The organism is Pseudomonas sp. MWU16-30323 (genome assembly GCF_020515595.1).
Classification (GTDB): Bacteria; Pseudomonadota; Gammaproteobacteria; order Pseudomonadales; family Pseudomonadaceae; genus Aquipseudomonas; species Aquipseudomonas yamanorum.
On record NZ_JAIWYM010000003.1, the window covers coordinates 237972 to 259640 of the forward strand.

Genomic DNA, 21669 nt, shown 5'->3' on the forward strand with positions numbered 1-21669 from the left:
TCCTTAGGGTTCAAGCCAACTGTCGATAATCTTCAGGTGCCTCAATGGCATGTGCGTGTTGCCCGATAAACTCGGCACTCAACTCAATCACCCGGCGGTATTGCAGGTCGACGGTGATCATGTGGTAGCAGTTGTCCAGCAGGATCTTGGTCACGGGGCCGCCGAGGTGGCGTTCCACGTAATCGGCGTTCCAGCGGCTGGTGATGTCATCCTCGATGGAATGCAGGACCAACGCCGGGGTCTTGATCGACGGCATGAGCTTCTTCACCACGGCATTCATCCGGTGCAACTCGCGCACGGTGATGCCTTCCATGGTCAAGAGACCCGCCTGGCTGCTCTCCCCTTCCTTCATCTGCCGCTCAACGATAGCCCGCAGGCGCTCGTTCTTGATGCCGTAGGGAGGTTTTTCCTCAAAGCTGCAAATGTGTACGCCAAACGGAATCTTCATCAGCAACGGCGTCAGGAACGCCAGTTTGTTGATGCTCCAGCCGTCGTACTTCAAGGTGGTGGAGTACATCAGCAAGCCGTCGACCTGGCCCGGGAACTGCGACGCCACGTACATCGACATCACCGCGCCCATCGACAGACCGCCGACAAACACCTGCTCGTGGCGCTGTTTCACGCCGACGAACGTCTTGCGCACGCCTTCGTACCAGTCCTGCCAGCCGGTGGCTTGCAGGTCGCTGTTGTCCCCGCAGTGCCCGGCCAGGGTCGGCACGTACACCGTGTAGTTCCCGGCCTTGGCCAAACCCTGGGCCACCCGACGGAGTTCCGTCGGGGTGCCCGTCAGGCCGTGGATCAACAGGATCCCGACCGGACCGCTACCGAGAACGAAGCCGGCATCACCTTCACCGAGGTCGATCTCGTGGCTAATCACCGTTTGGTCGCTCGCACAAGCAGTTGCTCGAGCAGCTTCAGGCCCAGGTCGATTTCCGGGTAGCTGATTTCCAGCGATGGAGCCAGGGTGATCACGTTTTTGTAGTAGCCGCCCACGTCGAGGATCAGGCCGAGTTTCTGACCGTCAACCACCATGTCGCCCTTCATGCCTTCCTCGACCATGTAGTCCAGGGTCGCCTTGTCCGGAGTGAAGCCGTCCGGGCCGCAGATTTCGCAGCGCAGGGCCAGGCCCAGGCCATCGACGTCGCCGATGATCGGGAAGCGCTTCTGCAGCTCTTGCAGACCGGCCAGGAAGTATTTGCCCTTGGCCATGACCATCGCGCCGTAGTCGACTTCGCTGGTCATCTTGAACATTTCCAGGCCTACCGCGGTGCCCAACGGGTTGGACGCGAAGGTGGAGTGGGTGGAGCCTGGCGGGAAGATCTTAGGGTTGATCAACTCTTCCTTGGCCCAGATGCCACCCAGCGGGTTCAGGCCGTTGGTCAGTGCCTTGCCGAAGACGATCACGTCCGGCTTGACGTCGAAGTGTTCGATCGACCACAGCTTGCCGGTACGCCAGAAGCCCATCTGGATTTCGTCGACGACCATCAGGATGCCGTGCTGGTCGAGGACCTGCTTGAGCTCGCTGTAGAAGTTCATCGGCGGGATCACGTAGCCGCCGGTGCCCTGGATCGGCTCGACGTAGAAGGCCGCGTATTCGCTCTGGCCGACTTTCGGGTCCCACACGCCGTTGTATTCAGTTTCGAACAGACGGGCGAACTGCTGCACGCAGTGGCTGCCGTATTCTTCCTTGGTCATGCCTTTCGGGCCACGGAAGTGGTACGGGAACGGGATGAAGTTGGCGCGCTCGCCGAAGTGGCCGTAGCGACGACGGTAGCGGTAGCTCGAGGTGATCGACGAAGCGCCGAGGGTACGGCCGTGGTAGCCGCCTTCGAAGGCGAACATCAGGCTCTTGCCGTTGGTGGCGTTACGCACAACCTTCAGGGAGTCTTCGATGGACTGCGAACCGCCCACGTTGAAGTGCACGCGACCGTCGAGGCCGAATTTCTTCTTGGCGTCGACTGCGATCATTTCCGACAGCTCGATCTTGCCTTTGTGCAGGTACTGGCTGGCGATTTGCGGCAGGGTGTCGATCTGCTGTTTCAGCGCGTTGTTCAGGCGCGGGTTGGCGTAACCGAAGTTAACGGCCGAGTACCACATTTGCAGGTCGAGGTAAGCCTGGTCTTCGGTGTCCCACACGTAGGAGCCTTCGCAACGGCTGAAAATACGTGGCGGGTCGATGTAGTGAACGGTATCGCCGTAGGAGCAGTACTTGGCTTCTTTATCCAGAAGAACCTGGTCTTCTGCGGTAGCGATGCGGATATCAGACATGGTGGAAGAGTTCCTGATTGTCGGAAGAGGTGCTGAAAGCATTGGCGTTGGCGGCGATGCCCTGAGGCAGCTTGGCCAGCAATGCCGGCAGTTCGGCGAAGGTGTCGAACCGCGCGTAAGGGATGTTGTTGGTTTCGCAGTAGTCGGCCAGGCTGGCTTTGGCGAAGACGAAGTCAGCGGTGGAGGCCACGCACATGTCGGACTTGCCGTCGCCGATCACCAGCACGCGCTTGTTGCGCGGCGTGGACTTGCACTTGCAGTTGCCGGAAGCGGCGCGGCAGGCGTCGCTGGAATACGGGAAGTCGATGCGCCAGCTGTTCTGGTCGACCTGGCGCAGGCGGTTGGCGAGGATCGGCAACAAGGTCACGTAGTTGCGCGACAGAATCCGCGCGATGCCTTGCTCAATGCCATCACTGACCACTTCAATGGAGGCGCCCAGGCCCATGACGTGGTCGACGAAATCCGGGAAGTCCGGGTCGATCTCGACACTGTCGAAATACGCCAGCAACTCGGCCGGGGTCGCCTTGATCAGCGCCAATTGACGGCTCAGGCATTCGCGCGAACCGATGTGCCCATCCAGCCATTCCTGCTCGATGGTTTCCCACTCTGGGCCGGCGAAGCGTTGGAGGACGTTGTCGATGACGTCGGTGGGAGTGATGGTCCCGTCGAAGTCACACACGATATGCCATTGGATCATCTGCATTTACCTATTAAGTAGGAACGCGCTGTTGCGCTTGCAGGGGATAGAGCATGGAGTGTGCCAAGTGCCACCATCCCCCGTTTTCAAAGGGTTTGGCGGGTATCGACGTGTCGTTGTGTCGAAACCGGCTACAATTTTTGTAGCTTGCTACAACCTAGATGAGTGCTTGCCTAAGGCAGGGCGTTTGCGCGTTCATGCGCGCATGTTCACAAAAGGATAGGGCTTCATGTTCAGGGTTACTTTTGCTGTATTTGCCGGTTTATTTGGACTGTGGGGTGTTTCGAGCACCGCGCTGGCGGACGGGATTACCGGTGAAGCGGGCGTGGGCGTCAGCTATCAACCCCATGATCCAACGGGCAGCCGCTACGAAACGCAGCCGATTCCTTATTTCGACCTGGATTGGGGAAGTGTCAGCCTGGGTAGCGACGATGGGTTGACCTGGAGCGCCCTCAATACCCAGGGCTTTACTGCCGGGCCTTATATCAACTACTTGCCGGGGCGGACGGCGAACGGTTCGTTGCGGGGTTTGCGGGACGTTCCGGATATGGCGGAGGTCGGGGGCTTCATTCAGTACGCTCCGGCCGAGTTCTGGCGGGTGTATGCACAGGTGGGTCAGGCCGTGGGCGGTGGGCATGATCAAAGTGGCGTGGTGGGTAAGCTCGGCGGCGAGTTGGGGTATCCGTTGGGTGGCGGGATTATTGGCAGCACGGGCTTGATGGCGCATTTCGCCGATGCTCGGCAGGCACAGACGTTTTTTGGGGTGGATGCCAATGAGGCGGCGGCTTCGGGGTTTCGGCCGTATAACGCCAGTGCCGGGTTTCAGAACCTGACGTTGACCCAGAGTTTTGAGTTTCCCCTGGATGCGAAGTGGTCGCTGTTGACCAGTGCCAGCTGGATTCACTTGGTGGGGTCGGCGGCCAATAGCAGTATCGTCAAGGAGACCGGGGATGTGAATCAGGGGCAGGTGCAGACTGCGATCAGCTATAAGTTTGATTGAGCTGGGGGAAGGGGCATATCCGTTGCTGCGGTAAGGGCTGCTGACGGTTCCGCTCTTACAGCGGCTCACTTTTGAAAAGCGCAAAAGTAAGCAAAACGCTCTTGCCCCACCACTCGGCACCTCGCCTAGGCTCGGTGTGCCCTCACTCCGGCTTTGGACCGTGGGCCGCCGTCATGGGCCATCCATGGCCCAGGACGGCTAACCTGGCGTCCTGCCAGGTTACCCACGCTCCAAAGCCTGCGTTCGGCCAGCGTGGTTTAACGGGGCGCCTAAGATCAAGATCAAAAGCAGATCAAAAGCACAGCGGCCTACCGGCCGGCTTGAGTGTGGTGAAGCAACAGCAAAATCAAAAGCTAAAGCGGGCACGGTCCAAATGTGGGAGCTGGCTTGCCTGCGATAGCATCAACTGGGTACACCTGATGCACCGAGGTGTCTGCATCGCAGGCAAGCCAGCTCCCACAGAAAAGCAGATTTGCTTTCGCTCTGGCCTTTGCCTTTGCTTTTAACACTCAAGCCGGTCGGTAGGCCGCTGTGCTTTTGCTTTTGATCTGACTGCCGTTCAGCCCTTGGCCTCACTGATAATCTGCCGAATCGCCCCGACAAACGCCTCAGCCGGCTGCCCGCCACTCACCGCATACTGATCGTTGAACACGATCGTAGGCACAGAAGTCACCCCACGAGACACCCACAACTGCTCCTGCTCCCGCACCTCGGCGGCATATTCATCCGAAGCCAGAATTTCCTCCGCCCGTACACGATCCAGCCCAACACCCTCGGCAATCCCCGCCAACGTCCGGTGATCCGACGGGTCCTGCTGATCCGTAAAGTACGCCTTGAACAGCGCTTCCTTGAGGTTGTACTGCAACCCCTCAAGCCCCGCCCAATGCAACAGACGATGCGCATCAAACGTGTTGTAGATACGGCTCTGCCCATCGGTGCGAAACGCAAACCCCAACTGCGCGCCCATATCACGAATCCGCGCCCGGTTAGCCTGGGACTGCTCAGCCGTGGAGCCGTACTTTTCAGTGATGTGCTCGGTAATGTTCTGGCCTTCAGCAGCCATGTTCGGGTTCAGCTCGAAAGGCTGGAAATGAATCTCGGCCTGCACCTCCGGACCCAGCTGGTCCAGGGCCTCGGTCAAGCCACGCAGGCCGATGATGCACCAGGGACACGACACGTCGCTGACGAAATCGATTTTCAGGGGAGTACTCATGACTAGGCAACCTCGCTGGCATTAAACGCCGGAAAGGTCCCACGATACACCCCGTCAAGCCCTTACAAAACCTTCGCGGGCACCACCGTGTCGATCTGCGCCCAATGCGCCGCATCCTGCCGATGCTCTTGCAAATAGGGCAAGACCGCCGCCAGCAACGGCGCCTTGAACGCCTCCTGGAAGCGATGGGCCAGCCCCGGGATCAGCCGTAACTGGCTGCCCTGGATATGTGCCGCCAGGTGAACCCCGTGCATCACCGGCAACAACGGATCGGCCGTGCCATGCACCACCAGGGTCGGCACCCGCAGTTGATTGAGCAACGGCACGCGGCTCGGTTCGGCAAGGATCGCCATGATCTGGCGCTTCACACCGTCAGGGTTGAACGCCCGGTCGTAAGACTGCGCCGCCTGCTGCAACAGCACCTTGCGATCATCCTTCACATAAGGACTGCCCAGCGCCGCCAGCAGGTCGGCCTGTTGTTCCAGGGCCACTTCACGATTGGGCGCGCTGCGGCGCGACAACAGTTGTACCAACGCCGCACTCGGTGCCGGCAGGCCTTCGGCGCCGGAGCTGGTCATGATCAGGGTCAGGCTTTCCACCCGTTGCGGCGCCATGGCCGCCAGGTGCTGGGCGATCATGCCGCCCATGCTTGCGCCCAAGACGTGGAATTGCTGGATGTGCAAGCCGTCCATCAGGCCCAGTGCGTCGTCCGCCATGTCGGTCAGGGTGTAGGGCGCCGCTACTGGAAGGCCAAGTTTGTAGCGCAGCACTTCGAACGTCAGGTTGGCACTGGCCGGTGCCTGGCGCCAGGTGGACAGCCCGACATCACGGTTGTCATAACGAATCACCCGAAAGCCCTGCTCACACAGGGCCACCACCACTTCGTCCGGCCAGTGAATCAACTGCCCGCCCAGGCCCATCACCAGCAGCAAGGCCGGGTCGGAGGCGCGACCAATGCTCTGGTAGGCCAGGCTCACCTGTTCCACATCGACCCGTTCAGTCGGAACATTCACATCACATCGAGAAGCCGCAAAGGACGGCAGGCCGAATAACAGAGCGGCCATGAAAAAAAACATGCGCATGAAAAACACCGAAACACAGAACCCCAGTAGAGCGCGAGTCTGATGAAGTTTGTACAAGCGCGCTGCCACAGTTCAGTGACAGTTTGATGAAGGGCGCCCAACGGTCATCAGCGTATCTATCTATCACCTCACGCCCCGGCCCCGCCTCTTTAATGGTGCATTCACCGGCAAGCCCGGTCTTACCAGAGCATGAACACACCATCATGAGTGACCTGACCCTACTTCCCTTACCTGCCACCCTGAGCGACTTCGCCTCGCCGTCGCTTCCAGGCCAGGCCCGCCTCCAGGACCAAAGCCTGTCCCTGCAAGCCTCCGCGCGCTCGCGCGAAAGCCAGCAGGAGCTGCATGCACTTATCGCCCAGGCGCCGGGCGTACGCGACTCCATCGAACAACTGCTCATAGAGCATTGGCAACTGGGCGCCGCACCGGTCGGCCTGGGTTTTCTCAAGACTGAAGATCACGACGAGCACTTCGTCAGCCTGGTGGATGCCTGGGGATTTATCTGCCAGTTTCCAGACATCTCCCCCACCCTGGATGCCCGCAGCACCGTGGTCGGCCTGGCGTCCCACAGCCTGTCAGCCCTCACGCCCGTGCAAGTACTCAAGCGGCTCCAGGCACTGGACCTGAGGAAATTGCTCAGTGTGCGCTGGGAGAACTACTGGAATACCCGGGCACCGGGCACGCCGTTGTCCCGTCGCGAGCGGGCTGCACACCTGTACTGCCAGCATTTCGAAGCCTGTGGGCAATTGACCTACGCCCAGGGAAAGCTGAGTGCCCAACAACTGATATCGTTGCAGACAGTCCTCAACCCGATCACTGCCCCCAATGGCGTACGCCCCGTCGAGACCTGCCAGCTGGCGTTGCGGCTGCCCGACCAGAGCAAGGTCAAACTGCCTGGCGCCTGGGTCATCACCGTGCGCCAGGAGCCGTTGCTGACTCAAACCCTGTACCTGCCCTGCCGGCAACCCGGCGTGATGGTGTTCAGCCAACGCAGCGACATGGAGCGGTGGCTGGTCGCGGCGGATCAGCAACTGGTACCGCCGGATGTCGCGGCGGACGCGGTCACCGTCGAATACAGCTCGCGCACTGAAGCGCTGGAGCACGGCATTCTGGACCTGCTGTCGCACTTGCACGCGGCTCAACTGGAAAGCCTGCGCAACCGCCATCGCAATGGCAGCGACCTGGCTCGTTTCGCCAGACACGCCCTGGATGATGCCGACCGCCTGGACAGCCAGCGCCGGGAAATCCCGATACTCATCGCACCGCCTCAACCGGCAGGTACGCCCGGCCCGGACGCTGACGACCTGCCTCCTGCCCTGCCCTTCGGCCACCTCAGCGCCGACATTGCCCTGGACCAGCGCTGGGCCGCGATCAAGCAACAACGCAGCGCACTGGAACGCTTCCTGGGCGATGGCCCTGAGCAACCAGCCCGGCTGGCGCAGTTGAAGGGTTTGATGCAAGCGCTGAAAGACGCAGAGCAAGCCGGCAATGATGCCGCCAGCGGCCTGCTGGCAAAAAAAGCCGCCTTCGATCAACTTGAGCTGCGGCAAAAACCCAATCCGCACTATGACGCGCTCTATCAGGCGCGGATCGCCGCCCTGCGCGCCGAGGGCGCCATCCAGCACGCGCTCCAACAGATCAGCGATGAAGAACATCGCCTGCTCCTGGCTGTCGCGGAGCACCCTGCGGCCCCGGAACGCCGCCCGGCTGTCGCAGTTACCCGCCTGATACTCTCCGGCCGTGCCCCAAAGGAAGGCCCAGAGGAGCTGACGGGCCTGCTGCTCATCACCCAGACCAGTGCCTTGAGCGCTTCGGCCCCACACAGCCTGTTGCTCTACTGGCCCGGCAACGCGGGGGGCCTGCAGCGCTTCGAATCCCGCCAAGCCCTGGAACACGCCCTGTTCAAGCTGTCGAGCGAAGCGCAGGACGTCACCCTGCAACTGTCGCTGCTGACCGGCGACCCGATTGAATACTCGTTGCAACAGCAGCTGTACGCCAGCGAACAAAAGGCGTATGCGCTGATCTCGCTTTTCCCGGTGCCACCGTTCGCCCAGGAGCGCGCCGAAGGCCTGGACAAGCTTAAGGAACAAACCCTGTTCACCCTGCAAACCCCAGTGAACCCGGCGCGTGAGCTGGCCTACGGACAGCTGCTCGAGCAACAACGCAGCGCCACCCTGGCCGGGGCACTGCCTGGGGAGTTGAGCCAGTTGCCGGCGAATGAACGCCTGGCGCTCAAACGCCTGGTTCAAGCGCAGATCAGCGCCCTGCATCGCTCGCAGCAATTGCTTGAGCGTGAGCTTGAGCCCTTCGATGATTTCGGCCAGCGCCGCCTGGATCAGCGCCTGCGCGAAGACTTCCAACTTGAACACGCCTGGTCGGTGCAGTTGGACCTGCCTGACGCGGTCAGCCAGGAGCGCGAATACCTGTCCGAGTATGCGGGCCCGGGTACACCGTTCAAGTATGTGACGGTGCCCAGTTCACGCCGCAGCACGCTGTCGTTGTTGCAACTGGCCCAGCAAAACATCGACCCGACGCTGGCCCAGCGCCTGACCTACATGAAGCTCGATGTCACCGGCCCCGACGCCCTTGAAACCACCCGGCTGACCACCGGCCTGTCCCTGGAATACCTGAAAACCCTGGTCAAGGAACTCGACCTTGCCGGGGCTTACGAAAGCTTGATCACCCGTACCTTCCTCGGTGATCCCGCGGCGGCGCCTTTCACCAACCAGCACCGGCGCGAATGCCTGACCGAGCCCCTGCGCCTGATGCTCATGTTGCAAGGCAAACGCGCCCGGGCCCTGGGGCGATTCGACGACAACGATCTGCGGCTGCTGAACATCGCCATCGACGCCGACAACGCGGGAGCCTGGCAGGTGGAGGGCAAGAAAATCGTGCTGCTGCCGGCCACGCTGAGCGCGGGCGGGGAAGATACCGACTTCGGTCCGACCACCCTGTCGGGGGTCACCTTTATTCAGGAACAAGTCTCCGGCCTGACCCTGCTGTACCTGCCGAACAGCCCGGATAACCAGGACCTGCGGCGTTACCCGAGCCTGGAACTGGCCCGCAAGGCACTCTACGACCTCAGCCTGGGCAGCGGCATGAGCGCCTACCTGGCAGGCTTGGCCATCAAAGGCGACACCGCCGCCCACCTCGCCCGGATCGCCCAGGCCCAGCAACGGAATTTTGATCCGATCTTTGCCGTCGGAACCCCCTGGCCGGCCACCACGTCGCTGGCCGCCCATTTGCTGAACGCCCATATGGGACGGGTCATAGAAGCGCATCGCGCGACCTCGCGCTCCAACGCGGCCTTGTTGCTGGAGCAGAATGCGTTGCGCGCCGGGCTGATCTTCAACTACTTGAAAATCGCCCTGGGGCTGGTGCCTTTCGTGGGCTCGGTCGTCGCGTTGTATGACGCCTGGTCCAGTGCCAACCTGGCGACTGCCGCCTTCTTGCGCGGGAACGTCGGCCATGGCCTGGCCGAGGTCGAAGCGGTGCTGTTGTCGCTGATCGACTGCGCCATGGACATTCTGCCGGGCACCCTCGCCCTGCCAGTCAACGTCCGCGCCGCCACCCGCCAGCGTCAATTGCGCCATCTGGCCAGCAGCGCCGCCAGCCTGCACCTGTCCTCGGTCACCCAGGCTCGACGGGCGGCACAGCGTTTCGCCGGTTATGAATATGAAGGGGTGATCTCGCTGGCCGGGCTGCAACCTCAAACCCACGGGTTCTATCGCAACGTGTACCGGCATACCGAAGGCGACTTCATCGTGCGGCGCGGGCGCATCTACCAAGTTGAGCTGGCCGGCGATCCCCTGGACTGGCGCCTGAGCCCGACCCGCAGCAAAACCTACAAGCAGCCGATTGCCCTGGATGAAAACGGTGAATGGGACACCCACTACGGCGTCTACGGCAGCGCATTCAAGGGTGGCCTGGCGGGTGGCGGCAGCGTGCTCGGGCATATGGCCGAAGTGCTTGATCCGATGTGGCCCCAGTCGATTCGTGATTACTTGCCGCGCTGGTGGACCGACCGCGCCCTGCGCCGCCGACAGGCGCTGGCCAACACTATCAACAGCCGCGAAGACTTGATTGCGAGCTCCATTAACCGAACCGAAGAACTGATGGCCCGGGCCAACCCATCAGATCCGGCGATCCGCAGATCCTTCGAACAGGACATCGAACTGTACAGCCGCCAGTATCAGGAACTGACCGAGTTCGCGCCCTTCACCAGCGGCAACCGCCAGCGCGCGATCAGAGAGGACATGAGCCGCAATGCCGCGCGCCTGACGCTGACCACCCTGAACAGGGCGCGCTACCATTTCAGGCGCATCGAGGCGCAGGTCCTGGAGCTTCGCCCCCACAACATGACCACCATCGCCCCCGAGGTCTTCGACACCCCGGAGCTTGTTCCCGCCGTGTTGAACATCCTGCGGCAACGTAAAAGGATCAGCAGCGAGATTCTGCGCGACCTGGACCTCATTGATGCCGACTTTTCGCACTTCAACCGCTGGTTCGAAAAAGTGACTGACACCGCCCACCGTGGCCGGCTGAGCCCGATGCTGGAACAGTTCCGACGCGTGCTCAACGACAGCTACCGCATGCACCTGAGGTTGGCGCACCGCTTCGACACCCTTGAGGTATACCCCGAAGTGACCGAGCTGTCCTGGTGGTACCTGCGGGCCCAGGCCCGGGACAGCTATGCCAAGGTCAGCCGGGCCCAGGCCTCGCATTTTGAACTGCCCAACGCCAGTGCCAACATCACACAGCGGCGCAAGGTGCTGGAGGACTGCATACAGGCCTATGAACAATTCCGGCTGACCATCCGCGCCTGGAATCTCGGTTACCCGCAGCATTTCGATCAGGCGCAACTCAGCGCGTTTTTCGTCGACATTGACCAGATGATCGAACTGGCCCGCCGCGCCATCAAGGAGTCGCCAGCAAGCCGCCCAGCAGCCGGGCAACCTGTGCGGCGAGTATTCGATACCGAGGACAATATTTCCCTGGTGGGTACCGAAAGCATCGACCCGCAAACCCAGGCCACCACCTACCGGGTGGAGAACGCCAGAGGGCCGACCGAGACCTGGATCAAGGGTCCCGGCGGCAAGTCCCGGCTCAAGGACAGTGCCGCCTCGGAGCCCGCGCCGCCGGAATCCAACGTCAAGCAGTTCGTGGCGAGCGAAGCCAGGGCTCGCCTGGACAACGTCGCGCAGTACGAAAGCCGCGTCATCGCCTATATCGAGCAAAAAATGCTGCCGGTGGACCTGGAGCACCTGCTGGTCAGCGAAGCGGCCGAGTTGAACTTGCGGGCCAATCGCCTGGAACGCCTGGACCCCACCGAAAAACTCGTGCGCCTACTGCGTGCCAAGGCCGCGGAACTGACCATCAAGGGCCGCAACCTGCGCATCCGCCAGACCCTCGCCAGCAAAACCCCCACCGAAGGTTATCTGGACTACCTTCGCGAACAACGGGTGGTGGATATTCGCAAGGGTGAACCGGCTCGCAACCTCAATGAAGGCAAGAAAGGACGGGCGGATTTTCTTCAGGAATACGTGGTTCAGGACCTGACACAAACGCCGCCCGTCCCCCTGTGGTATGCGCATTTTCATTACGAAAAGGCCGGGGCGCAGTTCGACGAGTTCATCAAGGCCCACTTGAAGATCCCCGAGCAGCGCAACCTGGGCCTGCAATGGCAAGTCGCCCAGGCGCAAGCCGGGGCCACGGTGGATCCGATCTGGCGCGGCAATATCGGGCGACCGCTGGCCACCCGGCACTTTGCCGGGGTGTGAAGGCGGCGGGACTTGAGCACGACGGTCGACAGGCATAACAACATGAGACAAACTCAACCAATCCGAATTTGTCACCAGTTATATTCATGGAGACCCCGTGCTCGAAATCCGCCATCTCAAGACCCTGCACGCCTTGCGCGAAGCCGACAGCCTGGTGGAGGCCGCTGAGCGCCTGCACCTGACGCAATCAGCGCTCTCCCACCAGTTCAAGGAGCTTGAAGAACGCCTGGGCATGCAGCTATTTGTGCGCAAGACCAAGCCACTGCGCTTCACCAGTGCCGGCCTGCGCCTGCTGCAACTGGCGGATGCCACCTTGCCCTTGCTGCGCGGTGCCGAACGCGACATCGCACGCCTGGCCGGCGGCACGGCCGGGCGTTTGCACATGGCCATCGAATGCCACAGCTGTTTCCAGTGGCTGATGCCCACCATCGACCAATTCCGCGACGCCTGGCCCGAAGTGGAACTGGACCTGGCCTCCGGCTTCGCCTTCGCGCCGTTGCCGGCCCTGGCCCGTGGCGACCTGGACCTGGTGGTGACCTCCGACCCGCTGGAACTGCCGGGCATCACTTATGTGCCGTTGTTCACCTACGAAGCCATGCTCGCGGTGGCCAACCAGCACCCGCTGGCGAACAAGCCTTACATCGTGCCCGAAGACCTGATCAGCGAAACCCTGATCACCTACCCGGTGGAACGGGATCGCCTGGACATCTTCACCCGCTTCCTGGAACCCGCCGACGTGGAACCCGCCCAGGTGCGTACCTCGGAACTGACGGTGATGATGATGCAGTTGGTGGCCAGCGGTCGCGGCGTGTGCGGCATGCCCCACTGGGCGCTGCATGAATACAGCTCCCGGGGCTATGTGAAAGCCAAGCGGCTGGGGGAAAAAGGCCTGTTTGCCACGCTGTACGCCGGGATTCGCGCCGACATGCTGGACGCGCCGTACATGCGTGATTTTCTGCTGACGGCCAAGGACACCTCGTTTTCGACCCTGGACGGGGTCAGCGCCGTACGCTGATAAATAGCGGGTACCTGTGGCGAGGGAGCTTGCTCCCGCTGGGCTGCGCAGCAGACCCAGAAATCTTGGGGCCACTTCGCGCCCCAGCGGGAGCAAGCTCCCTCGCCACAAGGTCAGGCAGGGATCAGCGACGAGCGATAGAACGGCAGAATCAAATCCCGAGTCAGCGGCGCAAGCTGCAAACCGCCGTCGCCGGCCGGGTCGATCCAGCGCACCTCTTCAATCTCGGCAGCCGGTGTCACCGCCACGTCGATGTGCACCTGGAACAGCTCGGCCTGCACCACAAACCCCGGCTCATTCGCCGCCGGCGCCGAGAACTGCCCCAGGTAAACAGCCGCCGCCGGGTCAATCCGCAGGCCCAGTTCTTCGTGCAGCTCACGGGCGAGGGCCTCGGCAGGTTGCTCACCGGCGTCGATCTTGCCGCCTGGCTGCATGAAGGCCTGGGTGCCGCGCTTGCGTACCAAAAGGGTCTGGCCGTCGCTGCCGATCAGCAGGGCGGCGGCGATGCGAATGGTGGAGGTCATGGGAAGGTCGCCTTGAATACAAAGGCGCAAGGATCCCATGAACCGGCCTCAGCCCGAAAGCAGCGCCTCATCCGGCGCCTTGATGAAGACGCTGTACTTCGCCCCTTCCATGGCTTCGAACGCAATCAGCTTGTCCACCAGCGGCAGGTTCAACACCTTGCCGGCGTTGAGCAGCAGCATGCCGTTGTCGGCGTTGAGGTTGCGCGCCAGCACCATGCCTTCGGCGAGTTCGCGGGTGGTCAGGACCTTGACCGACGGATCGCCCAGGGTCACGTCACTGAGAAACGCCGCGCAGGCCTGGATGAAGTCTTCCACCATCTCCGGGTCGTAAAGGCGCCCGGCGTATTTGCGGATGTAAAGCAGCGCTTCGTCGCTGTTCATCTGCCGCTCAAGGATCAAGCCGCGTTGCAGTTCGATGAAATCCACCGCCAGTTTCAACAGCCGCGAGCCCAGCGGAATTGCGTCGCCCTTGAGGTGGTCGGGAAAGCCGCTGCCGTCCCAGCGTTCCTGGTGATGGCGGATCAAGCGTGCCGCGTCTTTCATCGGTTCCAGGGTCATCAGCAACGATTCGCTCTGGGTCGGATACGCCCGGTAACGCTCACGGTCGGTGCTGTGCAGCAGGTCGCTGGGAGAGATCATCATGCTGTCGCTCCAGCTTAACTTGCCGATGTTGTAGAGCGCAGCGGCCATGGTCAGGTCGCGCGCGCTGGCTTCATCCATGGGCTGGAACTTGCAGTACACGCGGATCAGTTCGATCAGTTGGCGGTTGGTCTGTTTTTCCTTGGGTAGCCGCAGGTTGGCCAGCAGCGAAAACACCTCGGTACCAGTGACGTAGCTGCGCTTGAGCTCATCGTAGGCCAGGTCGAGCATGTCGGCGGTCTGCTGCAGCTCGGAAGTGCGCGCCACCACGCGTTTTTCCAGGGTGGCATTAAGGACTTTCAACTGGTCGTTCTGCTCCCGGGTCAACTGCTCAAGGCGCAGCCGCTCGCGCTCGGAATGCTGGTGCTCGAGGGACTGGCGCAAGGTCAGGAGCATTTCCTCGTCATTCCAGGGTTTGCTGATGTAGCGGTGGATCTGCCCTTCGTTGATCGCCTTGATCATCATGCTCATGTCGGCGTAGCCGGTCAGCAGGATGCGCGTGGTAGCGGGGTACAGCCGGTGGGTCTCGGCCAGCAGCATCGCGCCGTCCATGGCCGGCATGCGGGCGTCGGTCATGACCAGGTCGATGGGCCGCGCGGCCATGATTTCCAGGGCCTGGGCGCCACTGCCGGCCAGCAGCACGTCGTAGGGTTGGCCGCGCAGCAAACGGCGCAGGCTGTTGAGAATCGACTCTTCGTCGTCGACCAGCAAAATCGTGGGGGTGTAGGGGGCAGTCGTTGCTAGTTGCTCGTCCATGGCGACACCTCCTCTCAATGACACAAAATTGCACCATTGCGCGCCCGTCGTCATCAATCGCTGTACTTGCAGGAGCATTGAGCGCTAGATGAATGCGGGGGTAACTGGCGTTGATTTGACGCCAACTGGCCGACTTATTCAAGGGAGCCAACTATGCTTGTGGCAAGAAGCCCATGACCGTCCCTGTTTACCGATGCACTCAAGGTAAGGAAGCCACATGCGCCAGAATATGCAGTTGAGCGCCCCCTGGAACCGCTCATGAACCCGCGCTCTGCACGGGCCAATCGGCGAATCCTGATCGTCGACGACACCGCCTCGATCCACGAAGACTTCCGCAAGATCCTCGAAGCCGACGCCAATGGCGGCCAATCCCTGGACAGCATCGAAGAGACCCTGTTCGGCACCGCCCCGGCCGTGCGCCAGACGTTCCTGCTGGACTCGGCCTATCAAGGCGAGGAAGCGCTGGCCCTGGTGACCAAGGCCTTGGCTGCCAACACCCCCTACGCCCTGGTCTTTATCGACATGCGCATGCCGCCAGGCTGGGACGGGCTGGAGACCATCGAGCAACTGTGGGCTGTCGACCCTCACCTGCAAATCGCCTTGTGCACGGCCTATTCCGATTATTCCTTCGAAGCCATCGAAGCGCGCCTCAAATACGACGACCAACTGCTGATCCTGAAAAAGCCTTTCGACAACCTCGAAATCCGCCAGATGGCCAGTGCCCTGACCTGGAAATGGCAGCTCGCACAGGATGCCGCCCTCAAGCTGATGGGCCTGGAGCGTACGGTGGAGGAACGGGTGCAGGAACTGCTCAAGGTTTCGCACCTGTTGCAATACGACGCCCTCACCGACCTGCCCAACAGCACGCTGCTGGGAGACCGGCTGACCCAGGCCATCGCCGCCTGCCGGCGCCATGACACCCAGTTGGCGGTGATGTTTATCGGCCTGGACCGCTTCAAGCGCATCAATAACGCCCTGGGCCACCCAGTGGGCGATGAAGTGCTCAAGCAAGTCAGCCAAAGCCTGGTGGCGACAGTGCGCGAGTCGGACTCGGTGTTTCGCTACGGCTCCGACGAGTTCGTGCTGATCCTCAACGACGTTCATCATCCCCAGCAAACCCAGCACATCGCCGAGAAAGTCCTGAAGGTGGTCAGCCACATCCGCTACGTGGCCGGCCACGACCTGAGCGTCACCGCCAGCCTGGGCATCAGCATTTACCCCAATGACAGTTTCAGCGCTGTGGAATTGATCAAGAAAGCCGAAACCGCCATGCACGCCGCCAAGGATCACGGCCCGAATGACTTCAGCTTTTTCATCGATGACATGAACCGCCACGCCCAGGAACAACACAGCCTGGAGACCGCGATTCGGCTGGCCCTGCAACGCAACGAGTTTGTGTTGCACTACCAACCGAAACTGGACTTGAACAGCGGCCGAATTGTCGGCGCGGAGGCCTTGATTCGCTGGTACCAGCCCGATCACGGCTGGGTCTACCCGTCGGCCTTTATCCCAGTGGCCGAGGACAGCGGCCTGATCGTGCTCCTGAGCCAATGGGTGCTGGGCCAGGCCTGCGAGCAAGCGAAAGCCTGGCAGGCAGCCGGCATGGCGCCGATCTGTATTTCAGTGAACATCTCGGCCATCGATTTTCGCCAGCGGGATTTTGTCGCCAACCTGGCAGCCATCCTCGAGCGCACCCACCTCACGCCGGGCTTGCTGGAGCTGGAGATTACCGAAAGTGTGCTGATGCAAAACGTCGAGGAGACCCTGGTTACCTTACGGGCGATCAAGACCATGGGGGTGCGCCTGGCCGTGGATGATTTCGGCACCGGCTATTCCAGCCTCAGCTACCTGCGGCGCTTTCCCATTGATGTGCTGAAAATCGATCAATCGTTCGTTCGTGGCTTGAGTAAAAACACCCAGGACGCACAACTGATCAGCGCGATTATCAGCCTGGGTAAAAGCCTGGACCTGAACATCATTGCCGAGGGCGTGGAGACGGTTGAGCAACTGGACTTCCTCAGGGCTCACCAGTGTGAAGAAGGCCAGGGTTTTCTGTTCAGCAAGGCTGTGGCAGCCGATGAATTCGCCCAGTTCATGCAAGCCGGACCACGCACCCTGATGCCTAGCCAATAACCTTCTTCCCCAAGGAATCATCGCTTGAGCGACGCCACGCCACGCAATGTTCACCGGTCTTCATGGGTGCCCGGGCTCGCCATCCTGTTTTGGCTGGCGACCTGCCTGCCCGTGATGGCCGCGCCCCTGGACGAACCGCTCAAGCCGCTGCCGCCGATACCGCAACTGGATCCGGCAACGGTGGAGCTGGGGCGCCAGTTGTTCAACGAAACACAACTGTCGGTCAACAACACCAAGTCCTGCGCCAGCTGCCATGACCTGCAAACCGGCGGCGTCGACAATCAGCCGTTTTCCCTGGGGTTCGACGGCAAGCCCGTGGCGCTCAACACCCCGACCGTGTTCAACGCCAGCCTGAACTTCAAACAATTCTGGAACGCACGGGTCGACACTCTTGAAGCGCAGGTCGAACAAGTGGTCACCAGCTCCTTGGAAATGGGCAACGACTGGAAAACCGTGATCCGGACCTTGTCGGCCCTGCCCTACTATCAGGCCACCTTCCAACAGGTCTACCCCGACGGCATTACGCCTGCCACGGTGCAAAATGCCCTGGCGACCTATGAACGAACGCTGCTCACTCCCAATTCGCGCTTCGACCAATACCTGCAGGGCAACACCGACATCCTCACCCTTGAAGAAAAATACGGCTACCAGCGCTTCAAGGAGTACGGCTGCATCGCCTGCCATCAGGGCGCCAATATCGGCGGCAACATGTACCAGAAATTCGGCGTCATGGACGACTACTTCAAAGCCCGTGGCAACCCCACCGAAGCCGACCTGGGACGCTACCTGCTGACCAAGGACGAGGAAGACCGCAACGTGTTCAAGGTGCCCAGCCTGCGCAACGTGGCAGTCACCGCCCCGTACTTTCACGACGCCTCGGCCAAGACCCTCGAAGAAGCCGTCGACGTGATGTTCAAGTACCAGTTGGGGCGCATTCCCTCCGCGGAAGACAAGACCCTGATCGTGCTGTTTCTGAAAACCCTGACCGGCGAATGGGCAGGCAAGCCCCTATGAAGCTCTCCCGCCGCGCCACCCAGCTCATGCTCAGCGCCATGACCCTGATACTCGCCTCGATCCTGGTATTCCTGTACCTCAAGTCATCGAGCGAGCAGACCACCTACTCCGAATCCCGCGACCTGATCCGCGAAATCAAGCAACTGAACTCACAATGGGACAGCGAAGTGCTCAAGGCCAGGATTGCCCTGACCCACAACTACGATCCCTTGGTCGCCCCCCTCAAAGAGATAAACGAGCTGTGGGCCCAGCTTGAGCGCCGCGAATCGCAGAACACTCACGAAGACCCGGCCCGCTGGCAATCCAGCCAGGACGCCTATCGCCAGGCGATCCAGGAAAAGGCCCGGCTGGTGGAGCGGTTCAAGTCCCACAATGCGGTACTGCGCAATTCCCTGGCCTTCCTGCCTACCGCCGAAGACGATATCCAGGCGCAGTTCCTGGCACTCACCGACGGCGACAAGCTGCTTCAGCAAAGCATCGCCACCGACACCTACGACGTACTCCTGAGCAGCCTCGAATTCGCCCAGGTGACCAGCGACGACAAGGCCGCCGACATTCTGGTGGGCCTGAACAAACTGGCGATCAACAAACTGAGCCTGCCCGAGTCGTTCCAGGTGCCGGTGGATATTCTCAGCAAGCACCTTTCGCTGATCCTGCGGGAACAGCCCGTGGTCAACGACCTGCTCGAACGCATCGCCGCCGTGCCGCTGGCCGAACGCCTGGACGACCTGACCAACCAGCTCAACCAGGACCAGGCGGCCGCCGACTTGCTCGACCAGAAATACCATCGCTACCTGCTGGTGTTTTCGACCTTGTTGGTGGCGCTGCTGCTGTACCTGGCGATTCGCCTGTTGCGCAGTTTCGCCGAGATCAACCGGGTCAACCGGGCCTTGCATGTGGTCAACGAAAACCTTGAGCAACGCGTCGAGGAACGTACCCGGGAACTCAAGGACGCCCAAGGTGAACTCATGGACAGCGCCCGCCAGGCCGGCATGGCGGAAATTGCGACCAACGTGCTGCACAACGTCGGCAACGTACTCAACAGCGTGAACATCTCCGCCGAGCTGGTGACGCGCAAGCTGCGCACCAGCAAGGCGCTGGGGCTGGGCAAGGCCATGCAGTTGATCAACGAGCACCGCCGCGACCTGGGGACCTTTCTCACCGAGAATGAAAAAGGCAAGTTGTTGCCCGATTACCTGAACCAGTTGGTCGAGGCCATCGCCACTGAACAGCAGAGCCTCACCGAGGAACTGGCGCAACTGAGCAAAAGCGTCGACCACATCAAGGACATTGTTTCCACCCAGCAGTCCTACGCCGGCGCATCCACACTGCTGGAGCCGGTGCATATCAGCGCCTTGATGGAGGATGCGCTGCGCATGAATTCCGGGGCCTTGAGCCGCCACCATGTGACCGTGGTCAAGCACTACCACGACGTCCCCGAGATCATGGCCGACAAGCATCGGTTGCTGCTGATCCTGGTCAACCTGATCAGCAACGCCAAGTACGCCATGTCCAACCTCACCGACCGCACCCGGCAAATGACCCTGACGGTGCTGCCGCTGAACGACGGCACCTTGCAGATCAGCGTCAAGGACGAAGGCGAAGGCATACCCGCAGAAAACATGACGCGAATCTTCACCCACGGTTTTACCACCCGCAAGGAAGGCCACGGCTTTGGCCTGCACAGCTGCGCCCTGGCGGCCCTGGAAATGAAGGGCCGCCTGACTGCCCACAGCGATGGGCCGGGCAAAGGTGCGTTGTTCACCTTGCTCATCCCCCTTGATCCCGTACGGACCTGAGCATGAATAAACCACCGAACCGGCGAATCTTATTGATCGACGACACCCCGTCGATTCACGAGGACTTTCGCAAGATTTTGATGCCGCCCGTGGACGCGAACCAACAACTGGATGAGATGGAAACCGCGCTCTTCGGCGACAGCGCCACACCCCAGGCCCTGGCCTTTGAGCTGGATTCGGCCTACGGCGGCCAGGAAGGATTGCAGTTGCTGTGCCAGGCCATGCAACAGGAGCGTCCCTACGCTTTGGCCTTTGTCGACATGCGCATGCCCCAGGGCTGGGACGGCGCGCAAACCATCGAAGAATTATGGAAAGTCGCCCCCCAACTGCAAGTGGTGGTGTGCACCGCCTACTCCGATTACTCCTGGGAAGAACTGCTGTTTCGGCTGCAGGGCCATGACCGCCTGCTGATCCTGAAAAAGCCCTTCGACAACATCGAAGTCCAACAGATGGCTAACACCCTGGCCGCCAAATGGGACATGGCCCGGCGTGCGTCCCTGCAAACCAGTCACCTGGAACATCTGGTGGAGCAGCGTACCCAGGCATTGACCTTGGCCAGCCAAGCGCTGCAGTTGGAGATCGATGAGCGCAAGCAACTGGAAAGCCAGTTGGTGCAGTCGGAAAAACTCGCGTCCCTGGGCCAGCTCGCGGCGGGCGTGGCCCATGAAATCAACAACCCGGTGGGGTTCATCTCCTCCAACCTGAGCACCCTGGACGGCTACTTCAAACAGTTGCAGCAGATGCTCGACGCCTACCAGCAGGCCGAAGAAGCCCTTGCGCCCGGCGAATGCCTGGCGCAATTGCAACGCCTGCGCAACGCCATGGACCTGGAGTTTCTCAAGGAAGACATTCCGATTCTGATCCACGAATCCAAGGACGGCATTGGTCGCGTGGCCCGGATCGTCAAGGACCTGAAGGATTTCTCGCGGGTCGACAACGACGAGAAATGGCAGTGGGCAAACCTGCAACAGGGTATCGACTCTACCCTGAATATCGTCGCCAGCGAACTCAAGTACAAGGCCGATGTGGTCAAGCATTTCCAGGTGCTGCCGGACATTGAATGCCTGGCCTCGCAGCTCAATCAGGTGGTGATGAACCTGGTGATCAACGCCGCCCAGGCCATGGGCCCGGAACGCGGCACCATCACCCTCAGCAATGGCGTGGAGGGCGACCAGGTCTGGCTGGAAGTGGCGGACACCGGCTGCGGGATCGCGCCGGAGACCGTGCAGAAGATCTTCGACCCGTTCTTCACCACCAAGCCGGTGGGCGAAGGGACAGGCCTGGGGCTGTCGCTGTCGTATGGCATTGTGAAGAAGCATCACGGCACCATTTCAGTGAACAGCGAAGTGGGCAAAGGCACGACGTTTCGGGTGGTGTTGCCGATTCGCCAGACGACAGATCCCCTGTAAAGGCAAACCTCTACAGGGGACAGGCTCAGGCTTCGGCGTTCTTCGGGCTCGAACCAAACGACGCAAACCGCTTGTTGAAGCCGGCGATGCGGCCTTCGGACTGGGTCTTGCGCTGCTGGCCGGTGTACACCGGGTGCGAGGCGCTGGACACGTCGAGGAGCACGTAAGGGTAGGTGTTGCCGTCGCTGTGTTTTTGCGTACGGTCGGTTTCCACGGTGGAACCGATCAAGAAGAAAACGTCGGCGGCGGTGTCATGGAACAAGACAGTGCGGTAGTCGGGGTGGATACCAGGTTTCATAAGGCCTCCGGGGCGTCTGGGTGAACATCAAGTGTTATACAG

Annotated in this window: 15 protein-coding genes; 7 read left to right on the forward strand and 8 right to left on the reverse strand. The window is 61.2% G+C overall.

Annotated features, from left to right (window positions below; genetic code table 11):
• Positions 1-10: 10 nt before the first annotated feature.
• The 3 genes from LIY45_RS06050 to LIY45_RS06060 are packed head-to-tail and all read right to left on the reverse strand — an operon-like array spanning position 11 to position 2965.
• Entirely contained in the window at positions 11-877 is an 867-nt protein-coding gene (locus LIY45_RS06050) for an alpha/beta fold hydrolase (protein WP_226475664.1), read from the reverse strand.
• On the reverse strand, positions 874-2268 hold the full coding sequence (locus tag LIY45_RS06055) for an aminotransferase class III-fold pyridoxal phosphate-dependent enzyme (RefSeq protein WP_003216473.1): 1395 nt from the start codon (positions 2266-2268) through the stop codon (positions 874-876). The genes LIY45_RS06050 and LIY45_RS06055 overlap by 4 nt, the downstream gene beginning before the upstream one ends.
• A complete protein-coding gene (locus tag LIY45_RS06060) occupies positions 2261-2965 on the reverse strand; it encodes an MtnX-like HAD-IB family phosphatase (protein WP_026078301.1) in 705 nt (234 codons plus the stop codon). The genes LIY45_RS06055 and LIY45_RS06060 overlap by 8 nt, the downstream gene beginning before the upstream one ends.
• Positions 2966-3194: 229 nt before the next feature.
• Between LIY45_RS06060 and LIY45_RS06065 the strand changes: the two genes are divergently transcribed.
• The gene (locus LIY45_RS06065; RefSeq protein WP_226475665.1) at positions 3195-3965 is read left to right on the forward strand and encodes a MipA/OmpV family protein; all 771 of its coding nucleotides are present in this window, start codon (positions 3195-3197) and stop codon (positions 3963-3965) included.
• 559 nt (positions 3966-4524) lie between these two features.
• Here LIY45_RS06065 and LIY45_RS06070 read toward each other — a convergent pair.
• The gene (locus LIY45_RS06070; protein ID WP_226475666.1) at positions 4525-5178 is read right to left on the reverse strand and encodes a DsbA family oxidoreductase; all 654 of its coding nucleotides are present in this window, start codon (positions 5176-5178) and stop codon (positions 4525-4527) included.
• Positions 5179-5240: 62 nt separating this feature from the next.
• Positions 5241-6260, reverse strand: a complete 1020-nt coding sequence (locus tag LIY45_RS06075) for an alpha/beta hydrolase (RefSeq protein ID WP_226475667.1) — start codon at positions 6258-6260, stop codon at positions 5241-5243.
• Positions 6261-6463: 203 nt separating this feature from the next.
• Between LIY45_RS06075 and LIY45_RS06080 the strand changes: the two genes are divergently transcribed.
• Positions 6464-12040 carry a DUF6543 domain-containing protein gene (locus LIY45_RS06080; RefSeq protein WP_226475668.1) on the forward strand — a complete coding sequence of 1859 codons (5577 nt, stop codon included), beginning with the start codon at positions 6464-6466 and terminating at the stop codon, positions 12038-12040.
• Positions 12041-12137: 97 nt separating this feature from the next.
• Entirely contained in the window at positions 12138-13055 is a 918-nt protein-coding gene (gene metR / locus LIY45_RS06085; RefSeq protein ID WP_017480097.1) for a transcriptional regulator MetR, read from the forward strand.
• Positions 13056-13168: 113 nt separating this feature from the next.
• Here the strand turns inward: metR and LIY45_RS06090 are convergent, their stop codons facing one another.
• Positions 13169-13579 carry an NUDIX domain-containing protein gene (locus LIY45_RS06090; RefSeq protein ID WP_226475669.1) on the reverse strand — a complete coding sequence of 137 codons (411 nt, stop codon included), beginning with the start codon at positions 13577-13579 and terminating at the stop codon, positions 13169-13171.
• Between the two features lie 48 nt (positions 13580-13627).
• A complete protein-coding gene (locus LIY45_RS06095) occupies positions 13628-14974 on the reverse strand; it encodes an HD domain-containing phosphohydrolase (protein ID WP_226475670.1) in 1347 nt (448 codons plus the stop codon).
• Positions 14975-15232: 258 nt separating this feature from the next.
• Between LIY45_RS06095 and LIY45_RS06100 the strand changes: the two genes are divergently transcribed.
• From LIY45_RS06100 to LIY45_RS06115, 4 genes are all read left to right on the forward strand, one after another.
• Complete coding sequence (locus LIY45_RS06100) at positions 15233-17107, forward strand: GGDEF and EAL domain-containing protein (RefSeq protein ID WP_226475671.1); 1875 nt, start codon at positions 15233-15235, stop codon at positions 17105-17107.
• A gap of 66 nt (positions 17108-17173) precedes the next feature.
• The gene (locus tag LIY45_RS06105; protein ID WP_226475727.1) at positions 17174-18121 is read left to right on the forward strand and encodes a cytochrome c peroxidase; all 948 of its coding nucleotides are present in this window, start codon (positions 17174-17176) and stop codon (positions 18119-18121) included.
• Positions 18118-19920, forward strand: a complete 1803-nt coding sequence (locus LIY45_RS06110; RefSeq protein WP_226475672.1) for a DAHL domain-containing protein — start codon at positions 18118-18120, stop codon at positions 19918-19920. The genes LIY45_RS06105 and LIY45_RS06110 overlap by 4 nt, the downstream gene beginning before the upstream one ends.
• Before the next feature lie 2 nt (positions 19921-19922).
• Complete coding sequence (locus tag LIY45_RS06115; RefSeq protein ID WP_026078300.1) at positions 19923-21329, forward strand: ATP-binding protein; 1407 nt, start codon at positions 19923-19925, stop codon at positions 21327-21329.
• 25 nt (positions 21330-21354) lie between these two features.
• Here the strand turns inward: LIY45_RS06115 and LIY45_RS06120 are convergent, their stop codons facing one another.
• Entirely contained in the window at positions 21355-21627 is a 273-nt protein-coding gene (locus tag LIY45_RS06120) for a type B 50S ribosomal protein L31 (RefSeq protein ID WP_017480090.1), read from the reverse strand.
• Between the last annotated feature and the right edge of the window lie 42 nt (positions 21628-21669).